Here is a 22,819-nt window from a genome sequence, read left to right as displayed (position 1 = left end):
ATTGAAGATTGAAGAAGGAAGAAGAAAGAAGGAAGAAGGAAGAAGGAAAATTAAAAATTTATATTCTAAAATGAGGTATCCCATTTTTAATTTTTAATTTTTTTCCCATTCCTTATTTCCCAATTAACTAGGCTGCGAGGCCTTGTGCTGACATCCGCATGATATCGCGGTTGTTAAAGCCTATGTTGCCTAGAGCTTCGCCGTAGGCAATCATAAAGTCTTCGATTAAAGCGTCTTTTTCCATTCCCAAGACGCGGGCATCGTCTGCGACAGAGTTTAGCAGTCTCCAGATGATGGGCAGGTTTTGGCGGTTGGCAGCTTCGAGTTCGGCTTTGGATTCCTCAAAGTGAGCTTGCAGCCAGACTTCCCCAAAGTTGAGGTGGGTGTATTCTTCTTTGACGACGCCTTCGGTGATTTTGCGAGCAAAATCATCGGCGACGGGGATGTAGATGTTGTAAGCTGCGATCGCAAAACACTCGATAATTAGCGATTGAATCAACAAGCAAGTTACAATCTGACCTTGGGCCGCTGCCGTCTGGAAGTTTTTGTGCAATTCCGAAAAGAACTGCTTGGCAAATGCCATGTCCGGCGTGACTTTAAGATTCCGGCCACAAGCTTGGAAGCCTTTCATGTGGCGGTTCTCCATCTTGGACAAGCCAATTAACTCTGCTTTTTTGTCAGCCAACAGTTCGGCCAGTGTCAGGTAATTGTCGTGAGCTTCTTGTTCGCCTTCAATCACAATGGCGTTGATGCGGCTGTAAGCATCTTTGTAAGTTTCGGTTTGAAAGTCAATTGTTGGGCTAGCCTCAAGCTGGGGCATAGATATTTAGTCTCCTAATACAAGCTTGTGGGATGTTGGGAAACCCCTTTAAATTTGGGGGTCAGTGACAGTACACTTTACCTATTTTGAACGCACCCCATCTAAATCAAAGATTATAGCTGAGGATTCTTTCGACAAAGAAATTTTCTTTGACGCTCCGGGAAAAACTGGCGTACTCAGCGTGTTTGGCGGAGTTTTGCCGTCGAACACTCCAGAAAGACTATCGCTAGAATGCTATCTATTTACTAATTACTTGAATTAGTCGTTAGCCGCTCTTTTGCCGGAAAATAGATTATAGAAAGACGGTCTATGTCTCCACCCTTAAGGGTTTTACAGTACCAACTCTATCTATAACATTATATCTTAATTACAAGTTCCTCCCTGGGTACTCCTTTTTTCCCTCTACGACATATTATGTTGTATGGGAATCTGGGAGGCGATCGGGTTGGAGAACCTCACAGGCTTATTATTTTAGGTTAATTCACAAATTTATGGGTAAATCCTTTGACAGGTCTCAAGCGCTGCAACTGCTGAGTTTTATTTTGTTGCTGGCGGGGGCTGCGCTGGTGCTGCTGCCGCTGGCTGCTGTATTTTTGGTTTCTTTATCACCATCTGGTGTGGGTGTCAAGGCCACAGGCCTGACTTTTGCGAACTATCAGGAGGCTTGGCGACGGGGCAATTTTTTGTTGGCATTCCTTAATTCTACTCTAGTGGCGATCGCAGTGACGGGTTTTCAGGTTGTAACTTCTGCTTTGGCCGGTTACGCCTTAGCCCGGCTGAAGTTTCGCGGGCGACAGGCGATTGTGTTGGGGGTTTTGGCAACGCTGGTAATTCCGTTTCAGCTTTTGGTGATTCCGATTTTCTTGGTTTTGAAGTGGGGTCATCTGCTGAATACTTACGGGGCGCTGATTTTGCCGACGGCGGCTAACGGTTTTGGGATTTTTCTGCTGCGCCAGTATTTTATGACTGTTCCGGTGGAGTTGGAGGAGGCTGCAATTCTGGATGGGGCTAACCGCTGGCAGGTTTTGTGGCAGGTGATGTTACCTTTGGCCCGCCCTGCTTTGGTGACGCTGTTTTTGTTTACCTTTATCGGGGAGTGGAACGATTTGTTTAAGCCGCTGGTGTTTACGACGCGGCCGGAGTTGCGGACTGTGCAGTTGGTTCTGGCTGAGTTTCAGGAACAGTTTACTAGCAGTTGGCAGTTGTTGATGGCGGCGGTGGTAATTGGAACTGTGCCGGTAGTGTTGCTGTTTTTGGCGGGTCAACGGCAGTTTATTCGCGGGATTGCGGCGACGGGGATTAAGAATTGAGTTGGAGATGCTTGGCAATTAAGTTTGTAGTCATTTGTGGAACCATTCTCAAGCACAGGCTTTCGGGTCTGTTCTTGAGAATGGTGCCAAATGTGATTTTGTAGTCACTCGGCGATTGAACTCGCTACTATACAAACGAAGTTTACTTTCAGCAGACTAAAAGATAAAGGGCATATCAAAACGGTATTATGTGAATCTATGCAGAAGCTCGGTTTATTTTTATTTATCGTATCTTTTCTACCGTGGTTGGCAGTCTTTTTTGTTGTGCCCTTCCTGCCGCTGGACATTACCCAAAAAACTACTTTATCTGTCGTTCTGGCTGTTGGGGCAGAGGTTTGTTTTTGGATTAGCGTGGTGCTGTTGGGGAAAGAAGTAGTTACCAAATATCGGCGTTATTTGGATCCCCGATATCTTTGGAAAAAAATCAAAAATTTTCACCGCAGATGAACAGGACTCGACGCAGATATTCAGCCTGGATGTGGGGGTTTATCTGCGGTCAAGGTTGAGCTATTCGCTAAAAATTTGCAAGCGAATAGAGCGTTCTCCGTCTCCAAAATCCACTTCAATCTTTTCTCCCGAAAGACTGTCCAAGCATCCCAAAAGCAACCGCAAATTGGGTGTGCTTGCTCCTGTATCCACGTACAATCTATCTGCCAAACTGCCTAAACGCTTCCAAATCGTGTAGAGTTTGACTACTGTTTGTTCTAGCTGTGCGGCTTGTTTTACAACGTCTGCGGTGGTTCCCAAACAGCCGACTCGCAAAGATTCTTCTAAAGCCATTTCCATGTCTAAGTGAGACTGATTGAGAGCTTGCACTTGGGCAGCGGCGTCGAGATATTTTGATAAATTTTTGGCATCGGAAGTTAGCTGTTTCACAGTATCTACGTCGGGATTTTCTGCTACTTCTTTTTGAATTTCGCTTTGGTGAGATGGGGAAAGTTTCTCCATTTCTTTGACTAAAGGAGCGAGGTAGCGGGAAGGTAGAGAACCAGTAGATGCTTTTTCTTTGACTTCTTCTGGCAATAAATCTGAGTTCATTGCCATCCATTCGTCGGATAGTTGTTTGACTTCGCGGCGGGTGATGCGATCGCCACTTGCTGCGGCATCTGTTACCATTTGCTGCACTTCGGGAGATGCTTTGGCTGTTTCTACAAAGGCTCTTTTGCTGAAGTTTCTAATGGAATTTGGGTCTAAATCTCCTTGCTGGATCAGAGTATCGGCACTATTAGCTAATTCTATCAAAGAATAGGCTTGACTTTTGCCAATTTCTCTTTCTTTGAGCCAGTTCAAAAAGCCTGTGCCGCGTCCTTCGCCGCCTTTTTTTTCTCTGTCTCGGACTGTTCGGAGAATGCGTCCCCGCCAAATGTCGGTTTGCAAGTCGAAGCGATCGCACACTTTCCAGGCATTGTCAACCTGATTTTCAAAATCAAATTCTGGTATTTGTTCGTCTTCGGGGTCTGGCAATTGGAAATTGATATCGGTAAAGCCGTTGAGGGCTTCTGCAAGTTCTGCGGGATTTAGGGGGACTTCAGCCATTAGGAAAAATTGGTGTAGTGCAACAGCCGGTTTAATTGGTAACTTGCACGGGTTGACAGTTGAGACGCTATATGTAGCGGTAAGGTAGGCAAGATTTACCTACTAATAGAGTTTTTGTGCAAGTCATATCATTATTGCACGATGAGGTGCGATCGGCGAAAAGATACCCAAAAAGACTCCGGGTACGCCCCTGATGGGACTTGAGGCGAGTGGTGGCTGTGGGGGGATTGAGTTAAAGTGAATTAGGAAATTAAAGGAACTAATAAAATGCTGGAAACTACCAAACGTTACGAGCGCTCTATCCCTTTGTTAGCCTAAAAGTGAGAAAATAAGCTAAAGGGAAAGTGCCATCTCAGAACAAGACATCGCTAATATCATTACGATCGAACCGGGTAAGCGAGGTGGTAAACCTTGTATTCTAGGCATGATAATTACGGTTTATGACCTGTTGAAATATCTAGAGAATGGAATTAGTTATGAACAAACTTTAAAGGCTTTTTCGGATATGACGCAACATGATATGTGGAATTATTAGAGTTTTTATTAAATAGTTATCATATTATGTTTCGGTAATCGCTAATAATGATTCTGTAGTAAGAGCGTAAGGCTCGCGAGCTAGAAGCTTGCACTGTAGTCGTCATTAATTGACCGGACATAATATTATCTCCCTGCGTAAAGTCATGCCCCAAAACTTTTCCGGTAAAAATCTCCAAGCCCACAACTTCAAAGGTCAAGACCTCACAGGTGCAAACTTCAGCTATGCAGACATCCGAGGCGCAAACTTTACCAATGCCATCCTCAAAGAAGCTGACTTTACCCGTGCCAAAGCAGGACTGGAACAGCGCTGGACAATTTTTCTAGTAACTGTCTCGCTATTTCTATCGTTAATATCGGGATTAATTTCAGGCTTTGCTAGTTCTTGGGTAGCAGTTTTTTTCACTCCAGAGATCATCAAACAGTACACCATTATTCCTGGTGTGCTTGTGTTGATAGTTTTGGCAATCTTCTTTATAGCTACTATCCGCCAAGGTATAGGGTCAGTGGCAGTGGCAGCGGCAGCGGCAGCGGCAGGGGCAGCGGCAGTGGCAGCGGCAGCGGCAGTGGCAGTGGCAGGGGCAGCGGCAAAGGCAGCAGCAGTGGCAGGGGCAGGGGCAGCGGCAGTGGCAGCGGTAGTGGCAGCGGCAGCGGTAGTGGCAGCGGCAGGGGCAGCGGCAGGGGCAGCGGCAGTGGCAGGGGCAGCGGCAGGGGCAGCAGCAGTGGCAGTGGCAGCGGCAGGGGCAGGGACAGCGGCAGTGGCAGTGGCAGGGGCAGGGGCAGTGGCAGTGGCAGTGGCAGGACTAGGTATTTACGTTGCTTGGCGTGCCTTGGCTGGGGATGAGAAACACGCATGGATTCGCACCGTTGCTATTGCCTTTGCCACTACAGGTGGCACTAGCTTTCGTAATGCCGATCTAACTGATGCTAATTTCACTGAAGCAATGCTGAAAAGCACAGATTTCAGAAAAGCTAACTTGACTCGCACTTGCTTCCGCAAAACAGAAAAACTCGATCGCGCGCGTGTCGGTAATTCGATATTAGCTGATACCCGCGTCCGAGAATTACTCATCACTGGCAAGGGCTACAACAAATCCTATGTTGGTGCGAATCTCCAAGGAGCAAACCTGACACGCGTTAATCTTAACGAGGCTAATCTCAAGCAGGCTAATCTCAGCGAAGCAACTTTATATCAAGGTAATTTGGAATTCGCAAACCTGACTGAAACTCAAGCCTTAGCAACAGATTTTACAGAAGCTTATTTTACAGGTGCTTGTTTGGAAGCTTGGAACATTGACGCTACTACAAAGCTCGATCGCGTTGACTGTCGGTTTGTTTATCTTCTAGAAAATGCCAAACCGGGAACTGACGATCGCGATCGCCGCCCTCACCACATCAGTAAATGTTTTGAACCGGGGGATTTCGAGAAACTATATAAAAAGATTATGGCAACGATGCAAATCCTCCTCAAAGATGGGATTAACCCCGAAGCTTTTGTTACCGCTTTTCAGAAGTTAATGCGAGAATTTCCCGACATTACACCGGAGTCAATTCAAGGAGTTGAGAAGAAAGAAAACGATGTTTTACTGACTCTCAAAGTTCCCGAAGGAACGGATAAGGGTAAAGTTGAGCAAATTTGGGACGAAGTTTATCAAGCAAGGCTAGAAGCTCAAAGACAAGCCGAGCAATTAAAAGCTAAAGATGAAATTATTGTAATTCAAAAATATTATAGCGATGTCTTTGAAGACTTAGTGAGAGGAGTGTTTAGTCAATATTTGGCAAATCCTTCAACCGTGCCTCAGCCATCTAGCCTGATAATTAACAATCACAATCAATCTACAGCAGACAGTAAAGCCGCAAGGGACAACATTGACCAAAGTCGCAAAGTAGAAATTTCAGGGGGAACGGTTGATGCTACCGCTGCCGGAGCATTTGGCTTAGGAGATACTAGCGGTACAGCAGCCAATACTATCAATCAGTTGTCTGAAGATCGCAGTATAGATAAATTAGAAAAAGCGATTGAAGACAAATACCAAGAAAAATTACGATCTAAAGAGCAAGCAGAATTAAAAGCTAAAGATGAAGAAATAGCTTTATATCGCCAGGAAATAGCTGAACTGAGAGAAATAGCTAAAATTTTAGCTAAAGAACCCATAGAGATTAATATCAATCAGGAGGAGAGGCAAGCATAAACTACTAGCATCACTATGCAAAGTGACGAAAGCCTCAGTCGAATTATAAAACTTTATGAACAGACTATACAATCTTTAGAAGCCAAGCACAAAGCTGAACTACAAGCTAAAGACAGAGAAATAGAAATCTACCGTCAGAAAAGTTTGGAGCTAAATGAATTTGTAAAATTGTTGGCTAAGCGGCCTGTTAATGTTAAAATTACTAATGAAGTTAAATCTAGATCGAAGAGTAAAGGTATGAGTGACCAAATCGACCAAAGTCGCAAAATAGAAATTACAGGTGGAACCGTTAACGCTAGCGGTGCTGGAGCTTTAAGTTTAGGTGATATCAGCGGTACTGTTGCCAATACAATTAATCAATTATCGGATTCTGCTAAACCAGATGAACCGGGAATAAAAGAATTATTGACCCAGTTACAAACAGCGATCGAGGCTGAAACTGATTTATCTGATGATGATAAAGCTGAAGCATTGGAACAGGTAAAAACTTTGGCAGAAGTAGGGAAAAATCCCCAAAAAAGTACAATGCAAAAGGCGGGGAAAACGGCAATGAAAATTTTGAAAGGGACTATTGCTGGTTTACCTAGTGCGGCGACGTTGGTAGAAGCTTGCAGTAAATTGTTGCCTGCGATCGCAAGTCTCTTACTTCTACCCTGAAATCCAATATCAACGCCCAGTAAGTAATGGTATTTTTAGGGCGGGCGAGACGCCCACCCCACGAAGATTCTTCGCTTCAATCAAAATGACAGCGCAGCTTACCGTCCAGATTTTCTCGGCGGTGTATCATCAGTCGATCGCTTCCGACGGATCAGCACGCTCATCACTTGCTTCGGATTGGCTGCACGTTGTACGGGACTCCAATCGCCGACTTGGGCAAATCCCAGCCGGTACAAAGTCAGTATGGTTTCCCTGACACCCTTGGGCGAACCGACAACCGTTAACAGCACCACTTCCTGTTCCGATACTGCTGCTGAGTCGTCATTTGGGCGATCGAATTTGTTGTCGTCAGGCACGAATTCCTGTGACATAATATGTTCTCCTGGTTTTGGGTTTTCTAGAAAAACCCAAAAACCCAGCCGCCCCGCATTTCAACGCATAGCAGGGCGGCTACAGAGGATGTTATGATGCTCCGTTAGCCTCCAGACTGCTGATACCAGTTTGGCGGTTAGCTGTCCATTGCTGTTGGTAGCAGCTTTGGGCAGTGCAACTAGATTTTTGGGCGACGCGGGCTGCCTCCTCTACAAGCAAGCAACCTCTCACTTCAAAGCGTAGCCGCAGATGGGGGCCGCCGTCAATCGATTTTGGATTTTGGATTTTGGATTGTGGATTGAAGAATTGATCCCCGGACTAATCTGGGGACTTTGGGAGTTTTGATGCGGGATTGGCGGGTTTTGGGCGATCGCACCAATCCTACTCACAAAACGAACGATCGCCTTTTCAACTTACCAACTACAACGGCGATACTTTATCGCGTTCAATCTCCTCGTGGGAAGCTGTTTTCCCGTTCAAAGTTGTACCATCCTCGGGGAGATTGTCTAGTCGATCGCGCTTCTTAAAGCGATCGCGAGCCGAGACAACCACCACATACAGAACCGGCACTATAAACAAACTCAAGACAGTAGAAACAACCATCCCCCCGGCGATCGCATTCCCTAGCGATCGGCGGCTAGCTGCACCCGCACCTTCTGGGTTAACCAGAGGAGCAATACCCAAAATGAAAGCCAGAGAAGTCATCAAAATCGGTCGTAAACGCTCTTGAGAAGCCTCAACTGCCGCCTTAGCAATTGAATATCCCTGCTCCCGTAACTGGTTCGCAAACTCCACAATTAAAATCGCATTTTTACTAGCCAATCCAATCAACATCACCAAACCAATCTGGCAATAAACATCATTCGCCAAACCCCGCAACGACTGAGCTAAAAGTGCACCCAAAATCGCCAGAGGCACCGATAGCAAAATAATGAAAGGATCGACATAATTTTCGTACTGAGCCGCCAAAACCAAGAACACAAAAATCAGTCCCAAACCAAAAATAATTGGTGCTTGACCCCCCGACTCAATTTCTTCTAAAGAACTCCCCGACCATTCATACCCAAAACCCGACGGCAAAACTTGAGCCGACACCTTTTCCATCGATTTTAGCGCCTGTCCAGAACTCGCTCCCGGAGCCGGAGTGCCAGTAATTTCAATTGACCTATATAAATTGTAGTGGTTAACACTTTGCGCCCCCACCACCGGAGTTATCTTCACCAAATTGCTCAAAGAAATCATTTCATTCTTTCCAGAACGCACATACAATTTCCCAATATCTTCAGGGTTATCGCGAAACTGTTTATCCGCCTGAACATACACCCGATAATTGCGCTGCTGGAGATTAAAATCATTCACATACTGAGCCCCCAGAGCCGTTTGTAGCGTACTGAAAACATCATTAATGGGAATATCTAGAGCCTTAGCTCGATTTCGGTCAACTTCCACAACTAACTGAGGTGTATTCGCAGCAAACGTACTAAATACCGCTTGCAATCCCGGTGTCTGATTTGCCTGCTTCAAAATCCCGCCCATAGTCTGGACTAAGCCATCTAAACCGCTGTTACCTTTGCGGTCTTGCAATTGAAATTGGAAACCCCCAAATTGACCTAAACCTTGAATTGCAGGCGGATTCACGGGGAAAATTCTCGCTTCGGGAATCGAGAAAAACTTACCCCGCAACTTACCAATAATTGCTTGTACAGTTTGATCTTCTCCGTGACGTTCTTCCCAGCCTTTAAGTGTAGTAAATATAATCCCCTGGTTGGAACTGTTACCACTAAAACCAAAGCCACCTACAGAAAAAGTCCCCACAACTTCAGGAACTTTGAGGATTTCTTGTTCAACTTTGTCCATCACCTGCTGGGTGTATTGCAGCGAAACCCCTTGAGGCCCTTGAATAATTGTCAGAAAATAACCCTGGTCTTCCTCTGGGATAAATGCCGTGGGTACTGCTAAATAAAGCCAAGCGGTGAATCCCAGAGAAGCAATAAACAACAGGGTAACAATGGTTTTAAATCGTGTTAAGAATATTAAGGAATCTCTATATTTCTTTTGTATCCAATCCAGAAAAATATTAATCCGGTTAAACACCCAACCCAACGGGCCGCCAAACTTCTTACCTGGGCGCAGCAATATAGCGGCTAGTGAGGGAGTAAGAGTAACCGCCATAAAGGTAGAAAGCAGAACGGAAAAAGCAATTGTCAGGGCAAATTGTTTATAGAGTGCTCCCGTTGTCCCTGGGAAAAATGCCACTGGTACGAACACCGCCATCAATACTAAGGAAGTGGCAATTACAGCACTAAAAAGTTCCCGCATTGACTCGGAAGCTGCTTGGCGGGCATTCATACCTTGGCGGACTAGACGGTCAATATTTTCGACTACGATGATAGCGTCATCAACCACTAAACCTGTTGCTAAGGTAAGACCAAATAGAGACAAACTGTTAATCGTAAAGCCGAAAGCTTTGATAAAGGCAAATGTCCCAATCAAGGAAATGGGAATTGTGAGGGTGGGAATAATCGTAGTGCGCCAATCTTGCAGGAAAACAAAAATAACTATCACCACTAGCAAGACTGCTTCAAACAGAGTTTTGACTACTTCTGCCATTGACTCTTGGACAAATTGAGTCGTATCTAGTGCGGTTCTATGTATCACCCCGGGAGGGAAGTTTTTAGCTAATTTTGCCATTTCGGCTCTGACGGCCTGGGCAACATTTAGAGCATTACTTCCTGGCAATTGGTAAATCCCTAAACCCACCGCGTCATTACCTCGGAATCGCAGGAAAGAGTTATAATTTTCTGCTCCTAATTCGGCTCTACCGACATCTTTTAACTTAACTAAAGTTCCATTTGTTTCGCTTTTTATAACAATTTCTTCAAATTCTTTGGGGTCTTTTAAACGGCTTTCGGCAGTCAAATCAATCTGATACATTTGGCCTTCTGGGGCGGGTTCTTGGCCAATTCTTCCTACACCAACTTGCAAGTTTTGTTCGTTAATTGCTCTTGTTACATCTTGCATTGTTAGATTACGAGCCGCTAATTTATTGGGGTCGATCCACAGGCGCATAGCATAGCGTCTTTCCCCAAAGATTCGCACGTCGCCAACACCTTTTACTCTTTTTAAAGTATCTGCTAAATAGAGGTCGGCGTAGTTGCTTAAAAATATGGTATCGTATTCTTTATTTTCGGTGAATAATCCTATAGCCAGCAGCAGGCTGTTAGATTGTTTTGTAACTGTAACTCCTGTGCGTTGTACGACATCTGGCAGTTGTGGTTGAGCAACTGCCACTCGATTTTGCACATCGACGGCGGCGATATCTTTGTTGCGGGAAGTATCAAAGGTGGCTGTAATGGTGCTAGTTCCACTGTTGGTGCTACTGGAAGTTAGATATTTCAGTCCTTCAATGCCGTTGATTTGCCTTTCTAGGATGTTTGTTACCGCATTTTCGACAACTTCAGCATTCGCACCGCTATAGTTTGCTGTGACGTTGATTTGGGTGGGGCTGATGTCCGGGAAGCGCTCGATCGGCAAAGTGGGAATGCTGATTGCGCCTATCAAAACAATAATAAAGGCGCAGACGCTAGCAAAGACAGGTCGTTTAATAAAGAAATCTGCAAACATTATTTGGGTAATGGGTAGTTGTTAGTTGATAATTGCTAATTCCTAATTGCATGCACTTCAGTCAAAAATTAAAATAGCCCCCTTTTGTAGAGCGGAGCAATCACTTAGTTTCACGTAAGGTAAGTAGTTGCGCTTTAGCGCTCTTCTCTTCATACGTGAATTAAGAGCGCTGAAGCGCAACTACTTACCTTATTTTTTGCTTTCTACTGGTAATTTTTTCCCTGCTCCTTGCTCTTCCTCTTGAGCCATAATCGGAACACCGTCTGTCAGGTTAAGGATGCCTGCGGTAACAATTTTTTCGCCTGCTTGCAAACCTTCGATAACTTGATAATTATTCCCCTCAATGGCTCCCAATTTCACGGACTTTTGTCGCGCTACTAAAGGTGGCATTCCAGGTTTTGGCTGTTCCGGCTTTTGAGCTGTGAAGACAAAAGTTTGCCCACCTAAGCGAGTAACTGCTGTGACTGGAACTAAAATTCCGGGGTTCTGTTTCCAGATGACTTTAGCTTTTACAAACTGGAGATTAAGCAGTTCGCCGGTGGGGTTGGGAAAGGTGGCTTTAGCTAAAATTGTTTGGGAATTGGCGCTGACGTTGGGGGAGATAAAGCTGATTTGACCTTGGGCGATCGCCTTACCTTGAGCGTCGAGCATTTGTACTGGCAGCCCTAAGCGTAATTGAGGCTGCCGTTCCAAAGGAATTGATAACCGCAAGTCTAGCAATTGGTTCTCTGTCAAGGTGGCAATGGCGTTACCTTTTTGCAAGTAATCACCTACTTTCACTGGTATGTCGCCGATGACTCCCGCGAAGGGCGCGATGACAGCAGTTTCTTGTAGTTGTACTTCAAAGCCGCGCACTTGAGCCGCGGCCTCGGCAACTTGCGCTTCAGCTTGATCGAGCTGTTCTTGGCGAGTGCCGTTGGCTAACTGGGCTAATCTGCTCTTGGCTTGTGCGACTTCTGCTTCGGCTTTGGCTATTTCCTCTGGGCGCGAACCGTTTTGCAATTGCCGCAAAGCTTGCCGCTGCTGTTGCAAGGCCGCTGTGCGGCGCTCGATCTCGGCTTGTCTGTTCTTTTGCCGCTGCTCGAACCGCCTTTGAGCTTCTCGGAGGTTGGCTTTGGCGCTGCCTTCTTTTTGGGTGTATTGTTCGAGGGTGTTGGCGGATTCTGCGCCTTCTTTTGCCAATGCCTGATATCTGGCCAACTGCTGGCTGGCTAATTTTGCTTCGGCTGTGCTTGCCTCTATTTGCGCTCTTGCTTGGGCAATGTCTTCTAAGAGGCTACCTGTTTGGGCGTCGGCGAGGTCGGCTTCAGCTTGGCTAACTCGGGCTTGGGCTTGACCAATTTCTTCTGGCCGAGAGCCCGATCGCAGTTGGGCGAGGTTGGCTTGGGCTTGGGCGACTTGGGCTTGAGCTTGGGCGATTTCTTCGGGCCTGGCTCCTGCTTGCAATTCGGCTAAATGGGATTGAGCGCGGATCAGGTTGGCTTGGGATTGCCTCAAGTCAGCTTGGGCGCTCTCGCTTTTCATGCGGGCGATGGCTTGCCCTTTGTTTATGAAGTCCCCGGATTTGACAAAAATCTCCGTGACTAGCCCTTCTACTTCGGGTTTGATTTCTACCGAACGCTTGGCTTCTAAGCTGCTGACAAATTCCGAGGCATCTTGGACTGAGCTGGTTTGTACGGCTGCGAGCTTGACTGGTATGCCTGGGGGTTGGGCTGCTGCTGCTGGTGGCTGTGCGCGATTATGACCCGATTGCCACGAGTACCAGCCGATACCTGCTGCGCCTGTGGCGATCGCGATCGCGGCAATTAGGGGCCAGCGCGATCGTGGTTTAGCAACAGGTTCGGGGCGATCGGCAAGGGCTGCAAAATCCTGCGGTCGATCGCTGTCTGCATCGGTTGGGTGCAGTTCCGGTTTAGCAACAGGTTGTGGGCGATCGGCAACGGCTGCAGAATCCTGCTGTTTCTCCCTGCCTGCATCGGTTGGGTGCAGTTCCGGTGTGGGAGATTTTTGCTCTTGGGCTTCAACGACCGATTCTGGGGATTTAGAATAACTCATGGGCAGCACCACTTAGATTTTTTTAACTTCTGACTTACTGAGACTTTGGCGGAATCTTTGATTCTTCCGGTACCCCCCTCAAACAGAGCGGGAATAAGGACAAGCGCTTTTAAACAGGATGGAATCTGGAAAGTCCCTTTTTAATGGGGTTGGGGTATGTGCAGGGCTTTAGTCCGATCGCAGTTAGCCAAGCCAGGGAGTGATTATTTTTAGGAAAGCTTTTTGTTATCTCTCAAAAGTTACGATGGCAGGAATGATTACACATCCTTCTTATGACTCACCTGAGTGGGTGAGTTGGAAGGATTTTTCCTTGGAGTTGGCGGGTTCAACGGAGGTTGGGGAGTCACGCACTCCGGCGATCGCGCTTTTTTCCTTGGCTAGTTGCTCGGTTAACCAGTCTATCTCTGACGCCAGCACTGACTTGCAGCGATCGCGAGAGGCGAATTGATAGTCATCGGTTAGTGGATATTCGCTCTTGAGGCTTTCAATGTAGTCTTGCCGGGTGTAACAGGCTCGCAAGCGGTGTTCCAATAGCTTCAGCCGTTCTTCGGGTTCTAAATTACCAAAAAAGAAAAACTTAATTCGGAACCGGGAACCACTGTTAACCCAGCTTTCTTGAGGGTGTTCGAGCATTTTTTGCCGCCAGAGTTCGCGCCCTTTGGCGGTAATTCCGTAGATTTTGCGCGGACAGCCCGCATCTCCCGCTTCTTCGGCAATTACCGAAATCTCCCCTCGCTCTTCCAAGCGCTTCAGCAGCGGGTAAATCGCTCCGTAGTTGACGCTGATGCAACTGCTCATAAACAGCTCCAGTTGTTGCTTTAACCGATAGCCGTGCAGGGGTTGCAACTGTAGCAGCCCAAGGGCTGATAATTCAAGCATTTATATCAATTTGATATTATAGTCTGGATTATATCATTATATCGGACTCAACGGCTATCGGGTCAATACCGAGTTTGAAAGAAATTTTAGAGTCGAAAGCATATTAAATAATATTTGTCAATCTTCTTAAGATATATTTTTGAGTTCAACAAAGGGCGATCGCTTTACTTTTTATTATAAAATTCATTTGAGATATAACAAGAGTGGGGATTCACCTGGATATCGTTCAAAGACCAGACAGAATCTCAGTTGTTTCAAAAGTGAGATGCTGTCTGGTCTTTGATGCCTAATAAGTGCTTTAATAAACTTTGCTCAACCGATCCGATTTCTGCCACATATCTCTTCTTGGTAAGAGGCTCAGAACTTTTCTTGGTATGGGTGGGTTAAATTTTAAAACGCTGACACATTTTAGTATTTATTGAAGATTGATCGCACCCCCTGTTTTTTAGTAGCTGATACTGATATTATTCTTCTCAAGTATTGCCCCCAAAAAAGGGTTGGGTTTGTTTTTACTCGCCCTGTTTGTAATGTACAAATATGTGAGATTCTGGCTCTTTGTTGAGGTATAAAAAAAAGCAATACAGCATACGGGTAGTTAAACCCAGATGTTTTTCCCTGCTATTAATCATCCTCTAAGATGGTTTTTAAGGAATACTTTCCCCGATTATATGCTATTAATATGACACAAACAGAGTGATTTATCTTGAACATCAAACCAAAGATTAACGCCCTGTAATTACTTGAAATACCCACCCAAAAAGCATCACGCTCAAGAAAATCACGCCTCCGACAATTAATATCAAACCCAAAAGCAGCCCCGCCACAAATAGCCAATCGGCTTTTTTCCCAGGTTCAGGGGAACCTAAATGAGCGTCCAGCAATTCTATATTTTTGACATTAGCTTTCCAAGTAACATCCAACAAGTCTCCGGCAACGGGTACAGTACCGGCAAATGTATCAAACACGATGTTAGCAGCCATTTGTACTAAAGTCTCTCGCGGCACTCCCATTTGAGCGGACTTGAAGACAACATAGCCGGCAAAAATTGAACTAATTAAATCGCCGCCTCCCGGTATCAGTCCTAATATTGGATCGAGTCCAATGCGGTATTTTGTGCCAGGAATCGGAATTGCATTGTCTAGTAAATGGCTGATCCGGCGGATTCGGCGCAAGGATGCAACATGAGATTGGCTGGGAGTATTTGGGGAGGAATTTTGTATAGGAGAACGTGACATTTAATTACTCTCGGTTGCGCTATTACTGCTAGTTTATGAAATTTATTAAAGCATATTCTAGTTTTGTCTATATGCCTCAAGCAAGATTTTTAGTAATTTTAGCCGATCGGCTTTGGTTTGTTTTTGAATGAACAGAAACCCGGTTTCTGTTCAAAACCGGGTTTCTTGCTTCTAGCTACGGGCTTTTAGTTGAGCCTTCTATTTGTTGCCTTCTGTGAAGTCGGCGTCAATCACGTCGTCGCCGCCGCCAGTGGGGCCGCCGTCTCCATAGCCACCGGGGCCGCCAGGGCCGCCAGGGCCATCAGTTGGACCGCCTGCTTGCTGGTACAGGTTGCTGCTGACAGCGTAGAATGCTTGCTGCAACTCTGTGGTTAGGGTTTTGATCCGATCGTCATCTTCAGTAGCGATCGCATCGCGCAAGTCTTTGATCAAGCCTTCAACCTTAGTCTTGTCAGCAGCGGGAACTTTATCACCCAATTCTGCCAACTGCTTCTCAATTTGATAGGCTAAAGAATCCCCTTGGTTTTTGCGATCGATCCTTTCGCGACGCTCTTTGTCAGCAGAAGCATTCGATTCGGCTTCCTTCACCATGCGCTCGACTTCATTGCTGGGCAAAGTAGAAGCACCAGTAATGCTAATCGATTGCTCCTTGCCAGTACCTTTATCCTTAGCAGCTACATTCAAAATACCGTTAGCATCGATATCGAAAGTAACTTCAATTTGAGGTACGCCACGGGGGGCTGGAGGAACTCCATCTAAGCGGAAGGTTCCCAAATCCTTGTTATCATTCGCCATTTCCCGTTCGCCTTGCAAAACGTGAATTTCCACGTTTGTTTGGCCGTCTACAGCAGTCGAGAAAGTTTCCGACTTCTTGGTAGGAATGGTGGTGTTGCGGGGAATGATTTTGGTCATCACGCCGCCCAAGGTTTCGACGCCCAGAGACAGCGGAGTAACGTCGAGCAACAGAATATCTTTGACTTCGCCGGAGAGTACGCCGGCTTGAATTGCTGCACCGACTGCGACCACTTCATCCGGGTTTACCGTTTGGTTTGGCTCTTTGCCGAGGATTTTTTTGACCAGTTCTTGCACCGCAGGAATCCGCGTAGAACCACCAACTAAGACGACTTCATTAATTGCAGATTTGTCTAATTTGGCGTCGCGGATCGCATTTTCTACGGGGATGCGAGAGCGATCGATCAAATCTGAACAGAGTTCTTCAAACTTGCCCCGCGTCAAAGTCGTGTCCAAGTGTTTTGGCCCGTCTTGAGTCGCGGTAATAAACGGCAGGTTGATTTCTGCTTGGGTAACGCTCGAAAGCTCAATCTTGGCTTTTTCTGCTGCTTCCGTCAGGCGTTGCAGTGCTTGTTTGTCTTTGCGGAGGTCAATGCCTTCGGCTCTTTGGAATTCGTTAGCAATGTAATCGACGATTTTTTTGTCGAAGTCGTCACCGCCTAGGTGAGTGTCTCCAGAAGTTGCTAACACTTCAAATACGCCGTCACCTACTTCGAGAATAGATACGTCGAAAGTACCGCCACCTAAGTCAAATACGAGGATGGTTTCGTTGCTCTTTTTATCTAACCCGTAAGCTAAAGCTGCTGCTGTAGGTTCGTTAATAATCCGCAGCACTTCTATACCGGCAATTTTTCCCGCGTCTTTCGTAGCTTGGCGCTGAGAGTCGTTGAAGTAAGCGGGAACAGTAATTACCGCTTGGGTAACTGTTTCGCCGAGGTATTTGCTGGCGTCTTCTACCAGTTTGCGGAGAACTTGTGCAGAAATTTCTTCTGGGGCAAATTGCTTGCCACGGGCGGGACAGTCTAGTTTAAGGCTGTTGCCAACTTTGAGGACTTTGTAGGAAACTTCAGTGGTTTCATGAGCTACTTCATCAACCCGACGCCCGATAAACCGTTTTACTGAGTAAAAGGTGTTTTCGGCGTTCATCACGGCTTGACGCTTGGCGATTTGTCCGACAAGTTGATCGCCATTTTTAGCATATGCTACTACAGAAGGTGTGGTGCGACCCCCTTCGGCGTTGGCTATGACGGTGGGTTTGCCGCCTTCCATAACTGCGACGCAGGAGTTTGTCGTACCTAAGTCAATTCCAACTACTTTTCCCATAGGGGTGTTCCGGCTCCAATCTCTACAAAATTTTGGTGTTTTATCTGTGCGATAGTCTGGTTATTCAGGACTGCGATTTTACCTCGCGGTTTACGGGTAGTGAGTCCTGCTTTAATACAGTCTTCGATAGGGTGCTGATCTCTATACTGCGGGCGGTAGACCTTGCGATGAAGGGGTATTTACCGAACCTATTGGGGGACGGTTGCATCCGTGAGGCTTGCACCGCTACAGTTGTTGACTGCTTTGCTTTTCTTTACTCTTCCCAATGTACGGTGTGCGATCCATTCGGGTATTGTGGCAAACCGTATACGTTGTGTTGTATTTGCCGTCTTTGTTGTATAAATTTTGTTTGGTTGGTAGGGGCGATCGGTTTTTTGACTTCAAATCAGGTTTAATTTCAATTCTGAAAAGGGACACGGCAATGCCCTGTCCCTATCAGTTTGCTTCCAGGCTGTGCCTGGGAAGGAATATATTATTGAGGGAGAGCCTCAAGTCCGCCTGCTGGCAATCTCGGATTATTAGGGAATTTTCCAGCTTTTAATTGCTATCTTTCACCGATCAGCAGAGCTGCTGGAAAGTAAGTCAGAGCTTCACCAATTGCCAACGTACCGTTACTTTCTACCGCCTGATTTGTAATTGCATCTTTCCAAACCGACGGCATTTGCTCGGATAATTTCAAATTAGTATCTTTCCAGACTTGTTTGCCGAGCGGCATTTCTTCCGGTTTGACAATTCCCGTCAAAAACCGGGGAGCAATGACAATAACGGTAGTCTCTCCAAAGCTTCTGGCAAAGGCAACAACATTATCTTTAAATGTCCCAACTGCTTGCAGGGGCAGATAATCGCCAGATTGAAAAACTTGCAAGTATTTTTTTCTCGCTTCTAGCGCTCTTGCCGTCAAAAATAACTTAATTCTCGCGTCTTCTCGCGTCGCAATCAAATCTTCAATCAGTTGCAAAATATCCGTCTGAGCTTGCTCTTTAATTTCCCGCAAAACCTCGATTCTGCGCTCAAAATCAACGGGACGGCGGTTATCCGGATCGACGTGGCTTAAATCCCAGAATTCCGTCCCTTGATAAATGTCGGGAACGCCCGGAGCCGCGATTTTCAGCAGTGTTTGAGATAAAGAATTGAAAATTCCGTAATTAGCTACTTTTTTGCAGAAAGGTATAAATTTGTTGAGAAACTGATTTTGTTCCGAAGGTTCGAGAACGCTATCGATAAAGGTCATAAAACCAGCTTCGTAGTCGTTATCCGGTCTCAACCAAGCCGTAAAAACTTTGGCTTCGCGGACGGCTTTAATGGCATAATCTTTCAGGCGATCGACATAATTAGTGTTTTCAATTCCCTCAAATGGAAAACTGCCGATCAGAGTTTGGTACAAGAAGTATTCGTCGTTAGTATTGGGAACCATTCGATTCACAAAGTTGACTTTCTTAGAAGAGTTTACCTCTCTCCAAGACCTGACTTGCTGTTCCCATTCATCGGGAATTTCTGACAAAACGTTTATTCGAGCTCGCACATCTTCGCCGCGTTTGGTATCGTGGGTAGCTGTCGCATTCATTTTGTGCGGCCAAGCGGCTTGCTGCTGTGTGTTAAACTCGTGAAAATCTCCCAGGGGCACGCCGAACTGACTGGGATTTCCTCCGACTTCGTTGAGGGATAAAAGCCGATAGTAGACGTATAAAAGCGTGTCTTCAATGCCTTTTGCCATCAAGGGGCCTGTCAACTGCTGGAGTTTCATTACAAAGTGCCGGCGTTGCTCTTTTTGTTCTGGTGTTAGAGTTTCTTCTTCTTCGAGCAACAGCACCGTTTCGATAAAATTAAGTTCCTTGAGGAGTCGCGGTACTTGTTCTTTGGCATGGGCGATCGCATATTTTACGTAAGTGCGATCGGACTCTCTCAAACCGTCTTGATTGATGTAAGTTCGGTAGACTGGAAAAATCGTCAAAACCGCCGCCAATGCTTTTTCCAAACCGGGACGAGTAAAGTCGTTTCCCTGTCTGGATTGACCGGAGATATTCTTCAAAAGTTGAGCTAGATTGTCTACATCTCCCGCCAAGTTTTTCTCAACAATCAGCCCTTTTTTATCTAAAAATAACTGTTCGTAGGGAACATTCAAGCGAGTAAATCTCTGATATATTTCGCTAAATTGCTGCTCGCGATCGCACCGACAAAAAACGCCATTTACGTAATTCAAAAAGTCGTAGCCGCTCGTTCCCTCAATCGGCCAATATGACGGCAAATCTTCTTCGTGTTCCAGAATCTTTTCAACAGTAATATAAGTGTCTCCGACTTTCTCCCGGAGTCGTTTCAAATATTCTGTGGGGTCGTACAGTCCGTCGATGTGGTCGATTCTCAATCCAGTAAACTTTCCCTCATCAACCATGTCGAATATCAGAGCATGATTTTTGTGAAAAACTTTAATCTCTTCAACTTTTACCGAAATAAGTTCGTTGACTGTAAAAAACCTTCGGTAGTTAATTTCTTCTGCCCCCACTTTCCAGAAAGACAGACGGTAAAACTGCTCGGAAAGCAAATCGTCTAGCAGATTAAAGCTTTCGGCATTTCCCTTTTCTCCGTTAAAAACTTTGATATTTTCATCAATGAATTCCTGTACAAGGGGATTTTGATTGTAGAGCTCCCACAGCAGTCCTTTGACAAAAGCTATCTGATCGTATCGGGTTTTACCTTTAGTTTCTGAAGGTGTATTTTTAATCAAATAAAGAATTCCCAAAAACTTGATAAAATCTGGATGGCGTCTGCCTAATTCTCTGGCTAAATGCCCCAAATTATGACTGATAAATTTAGCATATGATTCAATTCTTACTGGCAATTGTAAGCTATAATAATTGATGGTCAGCCCAATTTCGCTGTATTTGAGTTGAATCTCGCCATTTTCCAGACACTCTCCATAAAAATTGCCCAGCAGCGGAGCCAAAACACGACCTCTGAGATGTTCGTAAGCGTGATTCCATTCAATATCGAAGTAATCGAAATAGTCGGAATCTGGCCCGTGTTCCAATACGTCTAACAGCAGCAAATTTTGAGTGTCGTAAGCCATGTGGTTCGGGACAATATCTTGCAGCCATCCCATGTTCCGTTTCTTGATTTCGTATGTGAGGGCTTCAAAATTTTCTGATGTTCCCAATTCGGGATTGATCTGATTTGAGTCAACGACATCGTACCCGTGAGAGCTGCCTTTTCTTGCTTTAAATATCGGTGAAGCGTAAACGTCGGTAATTCCTAAATCTTCCAGATAGCTAAGGATTTGTTTGGCGGATTCAAAGTTAAAACCTGCATGAAATTGAAGCCGATAAGTGGTTGTGGGAATTCTCACCTTAATTTTACTCCTAATTAATTAGTTGGTTGGGTTTGTTGTTTAAAATTAGAAATAGTTAGGTTGAGTGGAGAACGAACCCTCCGTTTCACTCCGCCCAAGCCCTTCACTTTGAGATTTAAGTGAGATTTGAGATTTTTGCTCCCATCTAAAATCTCAAATCGCCAATCTAAAATCAGTTGTTGGGTTGAGCGGGAGCGAACCCTACGCTTCGCTCCGCTCAACCTACTATTTCTGTATTATTTCGTAAAGCGCGAAACTCTGGGGTTTAACAGTCAATTCTTGCTGTGAAGTTATCTTTTCAGGCAAGCTAGAACCTGAACCCATCCATTTTTCATCAGCAGAGTCTAAAATTTTGTTCCAGTTGCCTTGGGGAAGTGCAGCCGTAAAAGCTACCTCTTGCCTGTTGAAGTTTAGAATGCAGAATATCTGGCTGTCATCTGTCCAGCGACGTAGAAATAAGATTTTTTCCCCTTCAATGCTGGACACTTCTAGACTGTTTTTGTCGAGTTTTTTAAGGGCCGGTATTGTCCGCCGCAGTTGAATCAGATGTTGATGCCATTCCCAAAGGATTTTGTGTTTCCCTTCGGTTTGTTTTTCCCAGTTTAACTTACACTTATCGAAAGTCTCAGGACTCTGGGGGTCGTTAAACTCGCCTCGGCCTTCAAAGATTTTAAATTCTTGTTGTTTGTCTTTGCGGACAGCTTCAATTAAGTTTTCGTCCGAGTGGGAGATGAAGTAAAAAAACGGTGCTTCTTCTCCATATTCTTCTCCCATAAAAAAGAAGGGAATGTAGGGAGAAATTAAGACTGTGCCGGCTGCAAGTTTCAATCCTTCCAAGTCAACTATTTTGGATAGTCGGTCTCCCAAAATGCGGTTGCCGATTTGGTCGTGGGTTTGGGCAAACACCAGAAATTTATGACCCGGTTCATCCTTAACAGAATTGCCGTGTTTCCGCTTTCTGTGGGGGGCATACTGGCCGGAGTAAACAAAGCTTTCTTTGAAGGCTTTTTCTAAGTGTTCGCACTTGCCGAAATCTTGGTAGTATCGGTCGTCTTCTCCAGTGAGCAAGGCGTGCAGTGCGTGGTGGAAATCATCGCACCATTGGGCGTCTAATCCGAAACCCCCCAGTTCTTTAGGACGTATAGTGCGGACATCATTTAAGTCACTTTCGGCTATTAAGTAAAGTTTCCGTCCTAGTTCTTGGGAAATCTCGGCTGTGGCATCGGATAGTTCTTGTAAAAAAGGTCTTGCACCTACTTCAAATATTGCTTGAATTGCATCTAATCTCAGGGCATCGATGTGATAGTCTCGAAACCAGTAGAGGGCGTTTTCAATAAAGTAGTTACGCACGCCGTCGCTGTAGGCATCGTCGAAGTTGAGGGGGTCTCCCCAAATCGAGCCGTATTTTGAGGTAAAGTAGGGGCCGAAGTCCCTGAGATAATTTCCTTCGGGGCCGAGGTGGTTGTAAACTACATCGAGAATTACTGAAATGCCGTGTTCGTGGCAGGCGTTGACGAGTGTTTTGAAGCCTTCGGGGCCGCCGTAAGAGTTTTGAACGGCGTAGGGATATACGCCGTCATATCCCCAGTTTCGCTCGCCGGGGAATTGGGCTACTGGCATTATTTCGATAGCGTTGATTCCCAATTCTTTAAGTTGTTTTAGCTGGGGAATTATTGCTTCAAAGGTTCCGGCTTTGGTGAACGTGCCGACGTGCAGTTCGTAAATAATCATTTCGGCTAGCGGCACGCCTTGCCAATTTGTGTCAGTCCAAGTAAAAATATTTTCATCTATTACTTGCGACGGGGCGTGTACGCCTTGGGGTTGATATTTTGAAGCTGGGTCTGGTCGGTCGGTTTTTCCTTCGATTTGGTAGGTGTAAAGGGTTCCTGGTTCGATGTCTGTAGCTGTGGTTTGCCAATAACCTTCTGCCGATTGTTGCAGGGGTATCAGGCGTTTTTTTGGGGAAACAATTTGGACTGCGATTTGTTTGAGGGTGGGCGCCCAAACGGTAAATTCACATTGGTTATTGCCGAGGTAATTTGCTCCTATCTTCACTTTGAGCTGTTCTCCTTATAAAATAGGTTGGTAGTTCGATCGCCCGACGCGCTATCAAATGCTTTGCCCTTAACGTTCAGCGCCTGTTTAGA

General features: G+C 45.7%; 17 protein-coding genes. 6 read left to right on the top strand and 11 right to left on the bottom strand.

Annotated elements, in window-relative coordinates; genetic code table 11:
• Window positions 1-127 precede the first annotated feature (127 nt).
• Entirely contained in the window at window positions 128-820 is a 693-nt protein-coding gene (locus QUA42_RS07855) for an aldehyde oxygenase (deformylating) (RefSeq protein ID WP_333136612.1), read from the bottom strand.
• A 64-nt stretch (window positions 821-884) separates the two neighbouring features.
• Here QUA42_RS07855 and QUA42_RS07850 point away from each other — a divergent pair, with 64 nt between their 5' ends.
• The 3 genes from QUA42_RS07850 to QUA42_RS07840 all read left to right on the top strand — a co-directional run bounded on the left by QUA42_RS07850 (window position 885) and on the right by QUA42_RS07840 (window position 2,577).
• Window positions 885-1,082 (top strand): hypothetical protein, encoded by a 198-nt coding sequence (locus QUA42_RS07850; RefSeq protein ID WP_333136610.1) that lies wholly within the window; start codon window positions 885-887, stop codon window positions 1,080-1,082.
• Between the two features lie 229 nt (window positions 1,083-1,311).
• Window positions 1,312-2,130, top strand: a complete 819-nt coding sequence (locus QUA42_RS07845) for a carbohydrate ABC transporter permease (protein ID WP_333136608.1) — start codon at window positions 1,312-1,314, stop codon at window positions 2,128-2,130.
• Between the two features lie 198 nt (window positions 2,131-2,328).
• Complete coding sequence (locus tag QUA42_RS07840) at window positions 2,329-2,577, top strand: transporter suffix domain-containing protein (protein ID WP_333136607.1); 249 nt, start codon at window positions 2,329-2,331, stop codon at window positions 2,575-2,577.
• A gap of 60 nt (window positions 2,578-2,637) precedes the next feature.
• Here QUA42_RS07840 and QUA42_RS07835 read toward each other — a convergent pair whose 3' ends face one another.
• Window positions 2,638-3,666, bottom strand: a complete 1,029-nt coding sequence (locus QUA42_RS07835; protein WP_333129130.1) for a hypothetical protein — start codon at window positions 3,664-3,666, stop codon at window positions 2,638-2,640.
• 424 nt (window positions 3,667-4,090) lie between these two features.
• Between QUA42_RS07835 and QUA42_RS27650 the strand changes: the two genes are divergently transcribed.
• The 3 genes from QUA42_RS27650 to QUA42_RS07820 all read left to right on the top strand — a co-directional run bounded on the left by QUA42_RS27650 (window position 4,091) and on the right by QUA42_RS07820 (window position 7,049).
• Complete coding sequence (locus tag QUA42_RS27650; protein WP_445301294.1) at window positions 4,091-4,201, top strand: hypothetical protein; 111 nt, start codon at window positions 4,091-4,093, stop codon at window positions 4,199-4,201.
• Window positions 4,202-4,346: 145 nt separating this feature from the next.
• On the top strand, window positions 4,347-6,392 hold the full coding sequence (locus QUA42_RS07825) for a pentapeptide repeat-containing protein (RefSeq protein ID WP_333136605.1): 2,046 nt from the start codon (window positions 4,347-4,349) through the stop codon (window positions 6,390-6,392).
• A gap of 15 nt (window positions 6,393-6,407) precedes the next feature.
• Window positions 6,408-7,049 (top strand): hypothetical protein, encoded by a 642-nt coding sequence (locus QUA42_RS07820; RefSeq protein ID WP_333136603.1) that lies wholly within the window; start codon window positions 6,408-6,410, stop codon window positions 7,047-7,049.
• 98 nt (window positions 7,050-7,147) lie between these two features.
• Here QUA42_RS07820 and QUA42_RS07815 read toward each other — a convergent pair whose 3' ends face one another.
• From QUA42_RS07815 to treZ, 9 genes are all read right to left on the bottom strand, one after another.
• Entirely contained in the window at window positions 7,148-7,420 is a 273-nt protein-coding gene (locus tag QUA42_RS07815) for a hypothetical protein (protein WP_333136601.1), read from the bottom strand.
• 91 nt (window positions 7,421-7,511) lie between these two features.
• The gene (locus QUA42_RS07810; RefSeq protein ID WP_333136599.1) at window positions 7,512-7,640 is read right to left on the bottom strand and encodes a hypothetical protein; all 129 of its coding nucleotides are present in this window, start codon (window positions 7,638-7,640) and stop codon (window positions 7,512-7,514) included.
• 201 nt (window positions 7,641-7,841) lie between these two features.
• Window positions 7,842-11,045, bottom strand: coding sequence for an efflux RND transporter permease subunit (locus QUA42_RS07805; protein WP_333136597.1), 3,204 nt, complete (start codon window positions 11,043-11,045; stop codon window positions 7,842-7,844).
• 189 nt (window positions 11,046-11,234) lie between these two features.
• On the bottom strand, window positions 11,235-13,100 hold the full coding sequence (locus QUA42_RS07800; protein ID WP_333136595.1) for an efflux RND transporter periplasmic adaptor subunit: 1,866 nt from the start codon (window positions 13,098-13,100) through the stop codon (window positions 11,235-11,237).
• 270 nt (window positions 13,101-13,370) lie between these two features.
• Window positions 13,371-13,979 carry a PadR family transcriptional regulator gene (locus tag QUA42_RS07795; protein ID WP_333136593.1) on the bottom strand — a complete coding sequence of 203 codons (609 nt, stop codon included), beginning with the start codon at window positions 13,977-13,979 and terminating at the stop codon, window positions 13,371-13,373.
• A gap of 722 nt (window positions 13,980-14,701) precedes the next feature.
• Window positions 14,702-15,214, bottom strand: coding sequence for a DUF4112 domain-containing protein (locus QUA42_RS07790; RefSeq protein ID WP_333136591.1), 513 nt, complete (start codon window positions 15,212-15,214; stop codon window positions 14,702-14,704).
• A gap of 198 nt (window positions 15,215-15,412) precedes the next feature.
• Entirely contained in the window at window positions 15,413-17,329 is a 1,917-nt protein-coding gene (gene dnaK, locus QUA42_RS07785; RefSeq protein ID WP_333136589.1) for a molecular chaperone DnaK, read from the bottom strand.
• 544 nt (window positions 17,330-17,873) lie between these two features.
• Window positions 17,874-20,669, bottom strand: a complete 2,796-nt coding sequence (gene treY, locus QUA42_RS07780) for a malto-oligosyltrehalose synthase (RefSeq protein ID WP_333136587.1) — start codon at window positions 20,667-20,669, stop codon at window positions 17,874-17,876.
• Between the two features lie 228 nt (window positions 20,670-20,897).
• Entirely contained in the window at window positions 20,898-22,727 is a 1,830-nt protein-coding gene (gene treZ, locus QUA42_RS07775; protein ID WP_333136585.1) for a malto-oligosyltrehalose trehalohydrolase, read from the bottom strand.
• Window positions 22,728-22,819 lie beyond the last annotated feature (92 nt).

The organism is Microcoleus sp. Pol11C2, assembly GCF_036701505.1.
GTDB lineage: Bacteria > Cyanobacteriota > Cyanobacteriia > Cyanobacteriales > Microcoleaceae > Microcoleus.
The sequence above is the reverse complement of the archived record's forward strand: the minus strand, read 5'-3'. Positions and strand labels throughout refer to the sequence as shown.

Excerpts from the sequence above, each read along its gene's own strand:
- QUA42_RS07825 (WP_333136605.1), top strand. The coding sequence starts at position 4,347 with ATGCCCCAAAACTTTTCCGGTAAAAATCTCCAAGCCCACAACTTCAAA.
- QUA42_RS07800 (WP_333136595.1), bottom strand. The coding sequence starts at position 13,100 with ATGAGTTATTCTAAATCCCCAGAATCGGTCGTTGAAGCCCAAGAGCAA.
- QUA42_RS07815 (WP_333136601.1), bottom strand. The coding sequence starts at position 7,420 with ATGTCACAGGAATTCGTGCCTGACGACAACAAATTCGATCGCCCAAAT.
- QUA42_RS07795 (WP_333136593.1), bottom strand. The coding sequence starts at position 13,979 with ATGCTTGAATTATCAGCCCTTGGGCTGCTACAGTTGCAACCCCTGCAC.
- QUA42_RS07790 (WP_333136591.1), bottom strand. The coding sequence starts at position 15,214 with ATGTCACGTTCTCCTATACAAAATTCCTCCCCAAATACTCCCAGCCAA.
- QUA42_RS07820 (WP_333136603.1), top strand. The coding sequence starts at position 6,408 with ATGCAAAGTGACGAAAGCCTCAGTCGAATTATAAAACTTTATGAACAG.
- QUA42_RS07840 (WP_333136607.1), top strand. The coding sequence starts at position 2,329 with ATGCAGAAGCTCGGTTTATTTTTATTTATCGTATCTTTTCTACCGTGG.
- QUA42_RS07845 (WP_333136608.1), top strand. The coding sequence starts at position 1,312 with ATGGGTAAATCCTTTGACAGGTCTCAAGCGCTGCAACTGCTGAGTTTT.
- QUA42_RS07855 (WP_333136612.1), bottom strand. The coding sequence starts at position 820 with ATGCCCCAGCTTGAGGCTAGCCCAACAATTGACTTTCAAACCGAAACT.
- dnaK (WP_333136589.1), bottom strand. The coding sequence starts at position 17,329 with ATGGGAAAAGTAGTTGGAATTGACTTAGGTACGACAAACTCCTGCGTC.
- QUA42_RS27650 (WP_445301294.1), top strand. The coding sequence starts at position 4,091 with ATGATAATTACGGTTTATGACCTGTTGAAATATCTAGAGAATGGAATT.
- QUA42_RS07805 (WP_333136597.1), bottom strand. The coding sequence starts at position 11,045 with ATGTTTGCAGATTTCTTTATTAAACGACCTGTCTTTGCTAGCGTCTGC.
- QUA42_RS07835 (WP_333129130.1), bottom strand. The coding sequence starts at position 3,666 with ATGGCTGAAGTCCCCCTAAATCCCGCAGAACTTGCAGAAGCCCTCAAC.